General features: G+C 65.6%; 12 protein-coding genes. 4 read left to right on the top strand and 8 right to left on the bottom strand.

From position 1 onward, the window contains the following. Positions 1-7: 7 nt before the first annotated feature. On the bottom strand, positions 8-1,114 hold the full coding sequence (locus tag GOQ09_RS12910) for a cell division protein ZipA C-terminal FtsZ-binding domain-containing protein (protein ID WP_157613769.1): 1,107 nt from the start codon (positions 1,112-1,114) through the stop codon (positions 8-10). 14 nt (positions 1,115-1,128) lie between these two features. After that, on the bottom strand, positions 1,129-4,644 hold the full coding sequence (gene smc, locus GOQ09_RS12905; protein ID WP_157613768.1) for a chromosome segregation protein SMC: 3,516 nt from the start codon (positions 4,642-4,644) through the stop codon (positions 1,129-1,131). A gap of 113 nt (positions 4,645-4,757) precedes the next feature. Between smc and GOQ09_RS12900 the strand changes: the two genes are divergently transcribed. The 4 genes from GOQ09_RS12900 (at position 4,758) to GOQ09_RS12885 (ending at position 7,960) form a co-directional block, all read left to right on the top strand. Then, positions 4,758-5,516: a hypothetical protein gene (locus GOQ09_RS12900; RefSeq protein WP_157613767.1), complete on the top strand. Its 759-nt coding sequence runs from the start codon at positions 4,758-4,760 to the stop codon at positions 5,514-5,516. Positions 5,517-5,576: 60 nt separating this feature from the next. After that, positions 5,577-5,897, top strand: a complete 321-nt coding sequence (locus GOQ09_RS12895; RefSeq protein WP_157613766.1) for a helix-turn-helix domain-containing protein — start codon at positions 5,577-5,579, stop codon at positions 5,895-5,897. Continuing rightward, complete coding sequence (locus GOQ09_RS12890) at positions 5,894-7,192, top strand: type II toxin-antitoxin system HipA family toxin (protein WP_157613765.1); 1,299 nt, start codon at positions 5,894-5,896, stop codon at positions 7,190-7,192. Before GOQ09_RS12895 ends, GOQ09_RS12890 begins: the two co-directional genes overlap by 4 nt. A 75-nt stretch (positions 7,193-7,267) precedes the next feature. After that, entirely contained in the window at positions 7,268-7,960 is a 693-nt protein-coding gene (locus tag GOQ09_RS12885; protein ID WP_157613764.1) for a mobilization protein, read from the top strand. A gap of 9 nt (positions 7,961-7,969) precedes the next feature. On the opposite strand, the gene GOQ09_RS12880 is transcribed toward GOQ09_RS12885, so the two are convergent. The 6 genes from GOQ09_RS12880 to GOQ09_RS12855 are packed head-to-tail and all read right to left on the bottom strand — an operon-like array spanning position 7,970 to position 12,969. Then, on the bottom strand, positions 7,970-8,476 hold the full coding sequence (locus GOQ09_RS12880) for a disulfide bond formation protein B (RefSeq protein ID WP_157613763.1): 507 nt from the start codon (positions 8,474-8,476) through the stop codon (positions 7,970-7,972). After that, the gene (locus GOQ09_RS12875; RefSeq protein ID WP_157613762.1) at positions 8,473-9,570 is read right to left on the bottom strand and encodes a sulfate/molybdate ABC transporter ATP-binding protein; all 1,098 of its coding nucleotides are present in this window, start codon (positions 9,568-9,570) and stop codon (positions 8,473-8,475) included. Before GOQ09_RS12875 ends, GOQ09_RS12880 begins: the two co-directional genes overlap by 4 nt. An 18-nt stretch (positions 9,571-9,588) precedes the next feature. After that, complete coding sequence (gene cysW / locus GOQ09_RS12870) at positions 9,589-10,491, bottom strand: sulfate ABC transporter permease subunit CysW (RefSeq protein ID WP_157613761.1); 903 nt, start codon at positions 10,489-10,491, stop codon at positions 9,589-9,591. 1 nt (position 10,492) lies between these two features. Continuing rightward, positions 10,493-11,380 (bottom strand): sulfate ABC transporter permease subunit CysT, encoded by an 888-nt coding sequence (gene cysT, locus GOQ09_RS12865; protein WP_157613760.1) that lies wholly within the window; start codon positions 11,378-11,380, stop codon positions 10,493-10,495. Beyond that, positions 11,381-12,397, bottom strand: a complete 1,017-nt coding sequence (locus GOQ09_RS12860; RefSeq protein WP_157613759.1) for a sulfate ABC transporter substrate-binding protein — start codon at positions 12,395-12,397, stop codon at positions 11,381-11,383. Continuing rightward, entirely contained in the window at positions 12,394-12,969 is a 576-nt protein-coding gene (locus GOQ09_RS12855) for an RBBP9/YdeN family alpha/beta hydrolase (RefSeq protein WP_157613758.1), read from the bottom strand. The genes GOQ09_RS12860 and GOQ09_RS12855 overlap by 4 nt, the downstream gene beginning before the upstream one ends. Positions 12,970-12,987: the final 18 nt, after the last annotated feature.

Below are 12,987 nucleotides of genomic sequence, written 5' to 3'. Positions count from 1 at the left end.
AATCGGATCAGCTGAAGAGGCGTCGCGCCAAAGGCGAACCGGCGGCGAGGTCGCGCGACTCGAGCGTGTCGTAGAGCTGCTCGAGGTCGGCGCCGATCACGTCCATGGTTTCCTCGCGCAGCAACTGCCCGTCGCTGTCGGTCACTACGCCGTCCATTTCGCGCGCCAGTGTGGCGGCGGCTTCGCGCATGCGGCGGAATGGCTGCTCGGCGCGGTCGACCTGCGGAACGTCCAGGCTCAGGCTCAGTTCGCGAATGGCCGACTGCGCTGGATCGTCGGCCAGCGCGGCCTGGGTGTCGAACGACAGCCCGAGAATCGGCGGCAGCCCGACTTCGCTGGTCGGCAGCACCATGCGGCCAGGAATGATGCCCGCCACAAAGCCCAGCCGCGCCGCGTTCTGCTGCACGTAGCCGGGGCTCCAGGCCGCGTGCAGCGCGCGCAGCACAAAGCCCAGCTGCGCATCGTGCGCACTGGCAAACTGGTCGAGCTCGCGCGCACGCGCCACTTCGTCGAGCATTTCGGGAAACTCGAGCGCGCCGTTCACGGCATCGGCAAAGGCCTGCGCCTTCACCACGAATTCGGAATACTCGATTTCGTTGAGCGCGCCGGTGCGGTTGGCCAACTGCACGCCGACCTGGAAGGCGCTGTAGCGCTGGCCCGCCACTGGCGGTTCCCATTGCCCGGTGTGCTCGTTCAGGCCTTCAATGGCAACAGGCTTGCTGCCTGCGCGGCGGGTGGGCGGCATGGCCGCGATGGCCGCATCGCCCGATGCAAGGCCGTCCAGCGACACCGGAGCGATCACGTCGATGAGCGGATCGAGTCCGCCGCGCCGCTCGGCGGTAGGCAGCGGGCTTGCGCCGGGCGCCGGCAGATCAGGGTCGAACAAGGGCTCATGCCGCTCTTGACCCGGAGGCATCTGGTGCGGATCGATGTGCAGCATCGGCTCCACGCCGTCGGCCGCGGACGCCGGCGAACGGTCCGCATCGGAAAAATCGTCGCTGGCGGCGTCGGGCTGCCGCGGTGCATTGCGGCGCGATGTGACGGTGTTGTAGGCCACGACGGCCGCGAGAACGAGGCCGCCGAGGATGGCCAGGGCGAGAGTGAGATTGCTCATGCGCGCTGCTCGGCTTAAGCAGCTTCGACCATCGAGACGGCCGATTCCATGTCGACCGCAACGATGCGGGACACGCCCTGTTCCTGCATGGTTACGCCGATCAGCTGCTCGGCCATTTCCATGGCGATCTTGTTGTGGCTGATGAAGAGGAACTGGGTTTCGCGGCTCATGGCGGTCACGAGTTTTGCATAGCGTTCGGTGTTCGCGTCGTCCAGCGGCGCGTCCACCTCGTCGAGCAGACAGAAAGGCGCGGGGTTGAGCTGGAAGATGGCGAACACCAGCGCAATGGCCGTGAGCGCTTTTTCGCCGCCCGAGAGCAAGTGGATGGTCTGGTTCTTCTTGCCCGGAGGCTGCGCCATCACCTGCACGCCCGAATCCAGGATTTCGTCGCCCGTCATCATCAGCCTGGCGTTTCCGCCGCCGAAGAGTTCGGGGAACATGCGGCTGAAATGCTCGTTCACGATCTTGAAGGTGCCGCCGAGAAGCTCGCGTGTTTCGCCGTCGATCTTGCGGATGGCGTCTTCGAGCGTGCCGATGGCCTCGTTCAGGTCGGCCGACTGCGCATCCAGGAAGGTCTTGCGCTCGCTGGCAATGGCGAGTTCGTCGAGCGCAGCCAAGTTGACGGCGCCCAGCGCGACCACTTCGCGGTTCAGGCGGTCGATTTCGCTTTGCAGGCCGGTGAGGCGCACCTTGTCGGTCTCGATCGACTGGGCGATGGCTTCAAGGTCGGCGCCCGCGTCGTCGAGCAGCTGCTGGTACTGCTCGACACCCAGGCGTGCGGCCTGTTCCTTGAGCTGGAATTCGGTGATGCGCTGGCGCAGCGGATCAAGCTCGCGCTCGAGCTGCAGCCGGCGCTCGTCGCTGGCGCGCAGCTTCAGCGTGAGGTCGTCGTATTGGCTGCGTGCGGCGCCCAGGGCGCCCTCGCGCTCGAGCTTCAGCGCCAGTGCGTCCTGCAGCCCGGCTTGGGCTGCGGCGTCCGACAGGCGGCCCAGTTCGGCCCTGGCGCGCTCGTCTTCGTCGGTAAGAGCCACCACCTGCTGCGATGCGGTTTCGATGGCCCGGCTCAGCTCGCCGCGGCGGGCTTCGAGCGTGCGCTGCGAGAAAGTGGCTTCCTGCGCCTGGCGTTCCAGGCTGCGATGCTGCTCGCGGCTGGCGGCCAATGCACGGCCGGCTTCGATCACACGTTCGTCAAGCTGCGCGTGGCGCTCCTGGCTATCGGCAAGCTGCATATCGAGCTCTTCGAACCGGCCTTCGGCGGCCATGCGCTTTTCCTGCAGCTCCTCAAGCTGCGCGTCGACTTCGGAAAGGTCGGCGGCAAGTTGCTCGCTGCGTGCCCGCGTCTGCTCGGCAAGCTGCGTCATGCGCAGGGTTTCGACCTGCAGTTCGTGCGCACGCGATTGCGTCTCGGCCGCTTCACGGCGCGCCGTCACAAGGCGTTGCGCGGCATCGGCGTAGGCGGCTTCGGCGCGGACCAGCGCGGTGCGCGCCTCTTCGCTGATGAGCGTCTGGGCGCGCAGCTGGCGCTCCAGGTTTTCCATTTCCTGCTGGCGTGCCAGCAGGCCGGCCTGCTCGGAATCTGGGGCGTAGAAGTTCACGCTGTGCGAGAACACGGCGTGGCCGCTCTGCACATAGATGACTTCGCCGGGCTGCAGCGTGCTGCGCTGCGCAAGGGCTTCTTCGAAACTCTGGGCCGTATAGCAGCCGTGGAGCCAGTCGGTCAGCAGGGCTTGCAGGCCGGCATCGTTCAGGCGCAGCAGGCTGGACAGGCGCGGCAGCGCGGCAGCGCCTTGCGGCAAGCCGGCGTCGGGCGGGCTGTAGAACGCCAGCTTGGCGGGCGGCGCATCGTTGCCGAAGGCGCGCACCATGTCGAGCCGGCTGACTTCGAGCGCACCCAGGCGCTCGCGCAGCGCCGCTTCGAGCGCGTTTTCCCAGCCCTGCTCTATGTGAATGCGGCTCCACAGCCCCTGCATGCCTTCGAGCCCGTGCTTGGCGAGCCAGGGCGCGAGCTTGCCGTCGGTCTTGACCTTTTCCTGCAGCGCACGCAGTGCTTCGAGGCGTGCCGAAAGTTCGGCATGCCGGGCGCTCTCGGTATTGACCGCCTGCTGCTTCGTCCGGCGGTCGTCGTCGAGCTGCGGCACCGATTCCTGCAGTTCATGCAGGCGGGCATCGGCTTCGCTCGCGGCTTCTTGAGCGGCGGCGTGCTCTTCCTGCATGGCTTGCAGGCGAGCTTCGTCGGGCGCGGCCAGCGCGCTCTGGTCGGCACGCAGGCGTTCGCCGCGCTGCGTGAGCTGCCGGCTCTGGTCTTCGATGTTGCGCTGGTCGGCCGCCAGCACCTGGATCTGCTGCTGAATCTGCACCACCGCGGCACGCTGCGCGTTGGCCTCGTCCTGGGCGCGCTGCTGCGCTTCTTCCAGCTCGGGCATGCGGGCGTAGTGCTCTTCGAGCTGCGCGGCCAGCATGACGGCTTGCTCTTCGGCATCGACGCCCTGGCCGGCCAGGGTTTCGATCTCGGCCTCGGCTTCTTCGCGGCGGCGGCCCCATTGGCCCATTTGCTCGCGCAACTGGACGAGCCGTTGCTCCACGCGCTGCCGGCCCTCGACCACGAAGCGGATTTCGCCCTCGAGGCGGCCGACTTCGGCGCTGGCTTCGTAGAGCTTGCCCTGGGCCTGGTTGACCTGGTCGCCAGCCGCGTAGTGCGCCTGGCGCACGGTTTCGAGTTCGGATTCGATGCGGCGCAGGTCGGCGGTGCGCGACTCCAGGTCGTTGATCGCCTTTTCGGAATCGGCCTTGATCTTGGCCTGGTCGGCATCGCTTTCGCTGCGCTTGAGGAACCACAGCTGGTGCTGCTTCTTGGTGGCTTCGCCCTGCAGCGTGTTGTAGCGCGCGGCCACCTCGGCCTGCTTCTCCAGCTTTTCGAGATTCGCGTTCAGTTCGCGAAGAATGTCTTCGACGCGCGTGAGGTTCTCGCGCGTGTCGCCCAGGCGGTTTTCGGTTTCGCGCCGGCGTTCCTTGTACTTGGAAACGCCCGCGGCTTCTTCCAGGAACAGGCGAAGCTCTTCAGGCTTGGATTCGATGATCCGGCTGATCGTGCCCTGCCCGATGATGGCGTAGGCGCGCGGGCCGAGGCCGGTGCCCAGGAACACGTCCTGCACGTCGCGCCGGCGCACCGGTTGATTGTTGATGTAGTAGCTGCTGGTGCCGTCGCGCGTGAGCACGCGCCGCACGGCAATTTCGCCGAACTGGTTCCATTGGCCGCCGGCGCGATGGTCGGCGTTGTCGAACACCAGTTCCACGCTCGAACGGCTGGCCTGCTTGCGCGTGGTCGTGCCGTTGAAGATCACGTCCTGCATCGACTCGCCGCGCAGCTCCGACGCGCGCGACTCGCCCAGCACCCAGCGCACCGCGTCCATGATGTTCGACTTGCCGCAACCGTTGGGCCCGACAACGCCGACCAGCTGGCCTGGCAGCAGGAAGTTGGTCGGTTCGGCGAACGACTTGAAGCCTGAAAGCTTGATGGAATTGAGACGCACGACTTGTCGGCCTGCCTTGGCATAGCGCCAAGGTATTGATTTGTAAGGAAAATTGCACGGGCCCGCCGCTTGAAGCAGGCCGCCGCCCCAGCTGTGGATGATAACGTCAGGGCATGAGCGATTCCCTGGTTTCCCCCTTCACCGCGCGCCGCGGCTACCTGCTTGCCGGCGCAGCTGCACTGCTGGGCCTTGGCGGTTGCGCGGCCACCCGTTCCACCGAGCGCGCCGAACCTTATGCCAACCAGGAATGGTTGCAATCGAGCGCCAACCGCATTGCCAATCTTTCCTTGCGCGACAACCTGCAATCGATCCGGCGCGTACAAACCACGCTGTACCGGCGCAATCCGCGCGAATGGCGCAAATCGGCGGCAAGCATCGAAGCGGCCACCCAGCGCGCCTGGGACGCGGTGTTGACGGGCCCCGCCCTGCCCGAGCTGCGCGGCGCCACCGGCATCGACGCCATCCGCCTGGCCTTCGACACCAGCCCCCAGGGGTACCAAGGCGACCGGGTTGCGGCACTGGTCGTCGGCTGGGCATCCATGCTCAAGCAAGCCAATGGCGACACCTGGGACCAGACCATGCTCGACGGCGTCAACGCCGAGAACAGCTACCGTGCCGCGCGCAATTTCGAAATATCGCTGTGGCTGATCTCCTCGAAAACCGGCGCGGACGGCCAGCCCTTGCTGCTGGCCACCGAAATCAGCGAGCGAGGTCGTAACCTCGTGGCCGACCGCGAGCTGTCGAAGGTGGTGGCGCGGCTCGACCTGCTGGCCGCCCAGGCCGACGAGAAATACCGCCGCGCCGCGCTCGACTTCGGGCAGAACTGGATCATGGGCGTGGTCATGCCTTTCTTCACCTTGATTCCCAGATAAGGCAATGGGCACAACCAGGAAATATATTTCCCAAACAGCGGTTTGCGGTAATATGTTTCCGTGCTCAAACAGGAACTCATCACTGCTCTCACCGCCCGCCGTGATGCCGCGGGGCTCTCCAATGCGGAAATCGCGCAACGCTCGGGCCTGACCGAGCGCTCGGTGCGAAACGCGCTGAGTCTCAAGGGCAATCCGCAGCTGTCGTCGCTGCTGGCACTGGTCGACGCGATGGGCCTCGAACTGCAGCTGGCACCCAAGGGCTTCGGCGAGAGCACGGCCGCCGACGCCGGCTACCGCCCCGTCGCCACCCGCGTGGGCCACGCCATCGCGCAGGCGCCCTCCCCGCCGCCGTACGTCAACAAGCGGCGCCGTTCGCCATGAACGTCAAGATCCTCGAAATCTCGCTGGGCTCGCGACGCTTCGGCAAGCTCTTTCAGTACGCCGACCTGTGCCGCTTTGTGGCGGAGCCCGAACTGGTGGCCGCCCCGCCGGCTGAAGTGCTGTCGCTTTCCATGGTGGCAAGCGATCCGGCCACCCAGGCGGCACTCTGGAGCGACGTGAAGAACCCGCTCTTCAATGCACAAGGTGGCCAGCTTCCGCGCTTCTTTCAGAACCTTTTGCCCGAAGGCGTTCTGCGCAGCCATATCGCGCAGTTGCGCGGCTGCCGAGAAAACGACCATTTCGAACTACTCGCGGCTTGCGGAGGCGACCTCCCCGGCGCTGTGAGCGCGCGCCCGGTTTCAGTCGACCGCGGCACGTTGCAGCGGCTCATCACCCAGGACCAGGACGCGCTCGAGATGTCGGTGGTCGAACTGCCCATGCCGCAGGGCATTTCGGTGTCGGGCGTGCAGCCCAAGCTCGGCCTGCGCCGCCAGGGCGGCCGCTATGTGGCCCGCACGCGTGCCGGTGCCAGTACGCGCGTGATCGCCAAGTTGCCCATGGCCGGCCGTCCGCACATGCCGCAACTCGAAATGCTTTCGCTCCAAATGGCGGGCGCGGCCGGCGTCGAGGTCTGCCATGCCGAACTGGCACCGCTCTCCGCCATTGCGGCCGAGCACAGCTACGCGCTGCCCGACGAGCCTGATTTCCTCGCGGTCACGCGCTTCGACCGCGAGGGCGCGCGCCGCATTCATTTCGAAGATTTTGCGCAGGTGCTTGCGGTCGACCCGATGCACAAGTACAGCGCCAGCTACCTCGACATGGCACTTGCCATGCGCGCCTTTCCTTCGATGGGCGAAGAGGCCGTGCTCGAACTCGTGCGGCGCCTGGCGGTGAACGATCTGCTCGGCAACCCCGATGCACACCTCAAGAATTTCGGCGTGATCTATCCCGACGGCATTGCGCCGCGGCTGGCGCCGGCCTACGACATCGTGGCGTATGCCGCGCTCCAGGGTGTCGACGGCCATGCCTTGCCTCTTCTGCCATCGGCGGGCGGAGGTGCCGCGCCCAAACGTACTGCGTTGTTCACGCCTGCCAACATACGCGCCTTCTGCTTCTCGACCGGGCTGCACGAACCTCTGGTCCGGCGCGTCATTGCAGATACCGCGCGGCTCGCGCGCAGCCAATGGCCCGCAATGATCGATGGATCGACGCTGCCCGCGCCGTGGAAAAAGCGGCTGCAGCAACGCTTGCAGGCACATCCCTTGCTGCAAGGGATGGCCAGGCGCGGCAAATGAGAAAAGGAAAAGAAAACGCGCCCCTAGAATGATTCAGCCCTTCACCCCTCAACCCATCCGAGGCAGCAGCAACTCATGAGCTCCATCAATTTCATCGGCGGCGAAAAAGGCGGTGTCGGCAAGTCGGTTACCGCGCGCGTGCTGGCGCAGTACTTCATCGACCACAGCCGGCCGTTCACGGGCTTTGACACCGACCGCTCGCACAGCTCGTTCACCCGCTTCTACGAGGGCTTTGCGTCGCCCATCGTGGTCGACAGCTTCGAGGGGCTCGACACCGTGGTGAACGGTTTCGAAACCAATCCGCAGCAAAGCGTCATCGTCGACCTCGCGGCCCAGACACTCGCGCCGCTGTCGCGCTGGATCAAGGAGTCGGATCTGTTCGACGTGTTCGTCGACCTGGGCGTGGCCGTCAACTTCTGGCATGTGCTGGACGACGGCAAGGACTCCACCGACCTGCTCGGCACGCTGATCGACACCTTCGGCAACCGGCCCAACTACATCGTGGTGCAGAACTACGGCCGCGGCAGCGACTTCGGCATGCTGCTCGCGTCGCAATCGCTCTCCAAAGCCACCGCGAACGGCGCCCGCGTGATCACGCTGCCACGCCTGCACGAGGCGAGCATGCGCAAGATCGATGCGCAGAACACCAGCTTCTGGAAGGCGGTGAACGACCGCGAAGGGCCGCACGCGCTGGGTCTGCTGGAGCGCCAGCGCGTGAAGTCTTGGCTTGCCACCGCCTACGCGGCCTTCGACACCCTGCCGCTCTAAGCGGCTGGTTCAGCGCGCGGCCGGGCGCTTGCGGAAAATCAGCACAAGCAGCAACACCGCAAGAACGAAGAAGGCGACGAACGACCAGTTCGCCAGCGTCAGGCCGAACAGCGACCAGTCGATCTTCGAGCAATCGCCGCCGCCGCGGAAGATCATCGGCAGCGCCCGCTTGAGCGGAAAGGTCTCGATCATTCCGTACAGGTCGCGACCGCACGAGACGACCTCGGGCGGATACCACTGCAGCCAACTCTGAGCGGCGGCCGTGTAGGCGCCACCAATGGCCGACACCAGTGCCAGCACCCCGCCCGTCACCTGAAGGCCGCGGCTGCGAAAAACGGCGGCCAGCCCGGTGAAGAGCGCCACCAGAACCAGGGCATACCGCTGCACGATGCACATCGGGCACGGCTCCAGGCCCACCACGTGCTGCAGATAGAGCCCGAAGGCCAGCATGAGAACACAGGCCAGGCAAATCAGCCCATACGCACGGCGCGGCGCGCCGAAGTACCAATCGATCAAGGGGAAACCCAATCTTCTTCTACGAACACCCGGGCCTTGCGCGGCGTGGCGACTACCGTGTCGCCCTCGTTCAAGCCCAGTTCACGGAACTGTTGCGCAGGGATTTGCGCTTCGATGATGGTTCCGGAGCCCGGATTATCTGGATTCGTTGCTGTGGGCTCAAGTTCCAGCCGCGCGATCGGGCCGACCACGATGGCACGCGACAACGTAGCCACGATGCCGGTGGCCCCGGCGGTGTAGCGCTCCACGGTGAGGTCATGCGGGCGCACGTAGGCCATGGCCTTGGCGTCGCGCGCGCCGCTGTGCTCGGGCGAGTCTAGGCGCATGCCGTCGAGTTGCACCGCGCCGTTGTCGGCCCGGCCATGGAACAGGTTCACGTCGCCCAGAAAGCCATAGACGAACGGGCTTGCGGGCTGGTCCCACACTTCTTGCGGCGAGCCGACCTGCTCGAGCCGGCCCTTGTTGATGACCACCACACGGTCGGCCACTTCGAGGGCTTCTTCCTGGTCGTGGGTGACGAAGATCGAGGTGACGTGCAGCTCGTCGTGCAGCCGGCGCAGCCAGCGGCGCAGCTCCTTGCGCACCTTGGCATCGAGCGCGCCGAAGGGTTCGTCGAGCAGCAGCACCTTGGGTTCGACGGCGAGTGCCCGGGCCAGCGCAATGCGCTGCCGCTGGCCGCCCGAGAGCTGCGAAGGGTAGCGGTCGGCCAGCCAGTCGAGCTGCACCAGCTTGAGCAGGTCGGTCACCTTCTGCTTGATCTGGGCGTCGCTCGGGCGCTCCTTGCGCGGCTTCACGCGCAGGCCAAAGGCCACGTTCTCGAACACGGTCATGTGGCGGAACAGCGCGTAGTGCTGAAACACGAAGCCCACCTGCCGCTCGCGCACATGCACGTCGGTGGTGTCTTCGCCCGAAAACAGAATGCTGCCGGTGTCGGCCGTTTCCAGTCCCGCGATGATGCGCAGCAGCGTGGTCTTGCCGCAGCCCGAGGGGCCGAGCAGTGCGACGAGTTCGCCCGATTCGACGTCAAGGTTGACGTTGTTCAACGCGCGGAAATCGCCGAACTGCTTGCTGATGTTGCGGATTTCGATGCTCATGATCTTGTTCTTTCTCTCTCAGGCCGCCGCGGGCTCGGGCGGACGTTCCGGCGGCAGCTCGGCAATGGCCTTCATCTCGCGTTCGTGGCGCCATTCGATGACCGACTTGATCACCAGCGTGACCAGCGCCAGGATGGCCAGCAGCGAGGCCACGGCAAACGCCGCCACCGACTGGTACTCGTTGTAAAGCACTTCCACATGCAGCGGCATCGTGTTGGTCTGTCCGCGGATGTGGCCAGACACCACCGACACCGCGCCAAACTCGCCCATGGCGCGAGCGTTGCAAAGAATCACGCCATACAGCAGGCCCCACTTGATGTTGGGCAAGGTCACACGCCAGAAGGTCTGCCAGCCGGTCGCGCCCAGCACGATGGCGGCCTGCTCTTCGTCGGTGCCCTGTGCCTGCATCAGCGGCACGAGCTCGCGCGCAATGAACGGAAAGGTCACGAACACCGTTGCAAGCACGATGCCTGGCACGGCGAAGATGATCTTGATGTCGTGCTCCGCAAGCCACGGACCCAGCCAGCCCTGCGCGCCGAACACCAGCACGTAGATCAGGCCCGCCACCACCGGCGACACCGCAAACGGCAGGTCGACCAGCGTGGTCAGAAAGGCCTTGCCGCGGAATTCGAACTTGGCAATGGCCCATGCCGCGGCAACGCCGAACACCAGGTTCAGCGGCACCGAAATGGCGGCCGTGATGAGCGTGAGGCGAATCGCGCTCCAGGCATCGGGCTCTTTCAGCGCCTCGACATAGGCGCCCACGCCCTTGCGCAGGGCCTCCGTTGCCACGGCTGCCAGGGGCAGCACCAGGAACAGGAACATGAACGCGAGCGCAAGGCCGATCAGCAGCCAGCGCACCCAGGGCGATTCGGTGGTGCCGGCCTGCGCGCGGCGAATGATTTTTGAAGGGGCGCTCATCTCAAGCTCCTGCGCGGCGGCGCTGCCAGGCTTGCAAGCCGTTGATGACGAGCAGCAGGATGAACGAAATCACCAGCATCACCAGTGCGACCGCGGTTGCGCCGGCAAAGTCGTATTGCTCGAGCTTGCCGATGATGATGAGCGGCGTGATTTCCGAAATCATCGGCATGTTGCCGGCAATGAAAATCACCGAGCCGTATTCGCCGATGGCCCGCGCGAAAGCCATTGCAAAGCCCGTGAACAGCGCGGGCGCAATCGACGGGAAGATCACTTTCGTGAAAGTCTGAAGGCGTGTCGCGCCGAGCGAGGTAGCAGCTTCTTCAAGCTCTTTTTCGGCGTCTTCGAGCACCGGCTGCACGGTGCGCACCACGAACGGCAGCCCGATGAAGATCAACGCAATCACGATGCCAGCCGGCGTGAACGCCAGTTTGATGCCGTGCGGCTCGAGAAGCTGGCCGATCCAGCCGTTGCCCGCGAGCAGCGCGGTCAGTGAGATGCCGGCCACCGCCGTGGGCAGTGCAAACGGCAGGTCGACCAGCGCATCGACGATGCGCTTGCCCGGAAACCTGTAGCGCACCAGCACCCAGGCCACCAGCAGGCCGAACACCGCGTTCACCATGGCCGCGAGCAGTGATGCGCCGAACGTGAGCCGGTAAGAGGCCATGACGCGCGGCGCGGTCACGGCCACCCAGAACTGCTCCCAGCTCAGCGTGAAGGTCTTGAAGACCAGCGCCGACAGCGGGATCAGGACGATCAGGCAGAGATAGAAAATCGAGAAGCCGAGCGTAATGTGAAAGCCCGGCAGCACCCGCCTGGAGCCCCCTGCCCGGTTCACATGCGAAAGCGGCGCTCCCGCGGACGGGAGCGCCGAAGAAACAGCGCCGCTCATTTACTTTGCGCCAGGGGTGTAGAGCTTGTCGAACTGGCCGCCGTCGTTGAAGTGCACCTTCTGTGCATCGCCGAGGCTGCCAAAAAGCTCTTGCACCGTGAACAACTGCAGCGGCTTGAACGTGGCGGCGTGCTTCTTGAGCACGGCCTGCGAACGCGGACGCAGCGCATGCTTGGCCGCAATTTCCTGCGCCTCTTCGGAATAGAGCCAGTCGAGGTAGGCCTTGGCGAGCTCGCCGGTACCCTTCTTCTTGATCGTGCGCTCGACCAGTGCCACCGGGTTCTCGGCCACGATGCTGATCGACGGGTAGACCGAATCGACCTTGCCCGTGCCGAACTCGCGGTCGATCGACACCACTTCGGACTCGAAGGTGATCAACGCGTCGCCGATGTTGCGCTGCAGGAATGCAGTGGTTGCATCGCGCCCGCCGCGCGCCAGCACCGGCACGTTCTTGAACAGCTTGCCCACGAACTCTGCCGCCTGGGCGTCGGTGCCGCCCTTCTTCTTCACGTAGCCCCAGGCCGCAAGGTAGGCATAGCGCCCGTTGCCGCCGGTCTTGGGGTTGACGATGACCACCTGCACGCCCGGCTTGACCAGGTCTTCCCAGTCCTTGATGCCCTTGGGATTGCCGTTGCGCACCAGGAACAGCATGGTCGAGGTGGTCGGCGATGCGTTTTCGGGGAACTGCTTGTTCCAGTCTTTCGCGACCACGCCAGTGTTGGCCAGGAAGTCGATGTCGGTGGAGGTGTTCATCGTCACCACATCGGCATCGAGGCCGTCGGCCACGGCGCGCGCCTGCGCACTGGAGCCGCCATGCGACTGGTCGATCTTCACGTCCTTGCCCGTGGCCTTCTTGTAGTGGGCCACGAACGCCGCGTTGTAGTCCTTGTAGAACTCGCGCGCCACGTCGTACGAGGCGTTCAGCAGCGTGGTGCCCTGGGCAAAGGCGCTGCTGCCTGCAAGTGCGGAGGACGCCAACGCGAGCACGGCGGCGAAGGTCTTGAGTCTGGAAGTCATGTGGTTGCCAAGTTTTCTGAAAATTCACGGCCCGCCGGCCAGGCGGCGGGCTCGTCGGTCAACGACTGGAGCAAGGCCAGGCCGAGCGGCCAGTCTCCATGCCCCGAATCGACGTTGATATGCCCCGCATTCTGCATGCGGACAAACTCACTGCCCCAGGCGCGGGAATATGCGCCGGCCAGGCGGATGGGGCAATACGGGTCGTTGCTGCTCGCCACCACGATGCTGCGGTACGGCAGGGCCGCATACGGCACCGGCGCAAAGTCGGACAGCACGGCCCGGCGCTCGGGGTCGGCCGGTGCCACCAGCAGCGCTCCTTGGATGCGCGTGGCCGCCTCGGCCGGCAGGTGCGCCGTGGCAATGCAGCCCAGGCTGTGCGCAGCAATCACCACCGGGCCGGAGCTTTCGAGCACCAGCCTGGCCAGCGTGGACACCCAGGCCTCGCGCTTGGGCGACGCCCAGTCGTCCTGCACCACCCGTGCCGCGCCCGGAATGCGCTCCTGCCACAGGCTCTGCCAATGGCCGGGCCCGGAGTCGCGCCAGCCGGGCACGATGATCACGGAAGTCTGCATCGCGGCGCTGCCCTGCCT

Origin of the sequence: Variovorax paradoxus, assembly GCF_009755665.1 — a bacterium.
GTDB classification, from domain to species: Bacteria; Pseudomonadota; Gammaproteobacteria; order Burkholderiales; family Burkholderiaceae_C; genus Variovorax; species Variovorax paradoxus_G.
This window is presented reverse-complemented; position numbering and strand designations above follow the sequence as displayed.

Excerpts from the sequence above, each read along its gene's own strand:
- GOQ09_RS12910 (WP_157613769.1), bottom strand. The coding sequence starts at position 1,114 with ATGAGCAATCTCACTCTCGCCCTGGCCATCCTCGGCGGCCTCGTTCTC.
- GOQ09_RS12900 (WP_157613767.1), top strand. The coding sequence starts at position 4,758 with ATGAGCGATTCCCTGGTTTCCCCCTTCACCGCGCGCCGCGGCTACCTG.
- GOQ09_RS12890 (WP_157613765.1), top strand. The coding sequence starts at position 5,894 with ATGAACGTCAAGATCCTCGAAATCTCGCTGGGCTCGCGACGCTTCGGC.
- GOQ09_RS12885 (WP_157613764.1), top strand. The coding sequence starts at position 7,268 with ATGAGCTCCATCAATTTCATCGGCGGCGAAAAAGGCGGTGTCGGCAAG.
- GOQ09_RS12875 (WP_157613762.1), bottom strand. The coding sequence starts at position 9,570 with ATGAGCATCGAAATCCGCAACATCAGCAAGCAGTTCGGCGATTTCCGC.
- cysW (WP_157613761.1), bottom strand. The coding sequence starts at position 10,491 with ATGAGCGCCCCTTCAAAAATCATTCGCCGCGCGCAGGCCGGCACCACC.
- cysT (WP_157613760.1), bottom strand. The coding sequence starts at position 11,380 with ATGAGCGGCGCTGTTTCTTCGGCGCTCCCGTCCGCGGGAGCGCCGCTT.
- GOQ09_RS12860 (WP_157613759.1), bottom strand. The coding sequence starts at position 12,397 with ATGACTTCCAGACTCAAGACCTTCGCCGCCGTGCTCGCGTTGGCGTCC.
- GOQ09_RS12855 (WP_157613758.1), bottom strand. The coding sequence starts at position 12,969 with ATGCAGACTTCCGTGATCATCGTGCCCGGCTGGCGCGACTCCGGGCCC.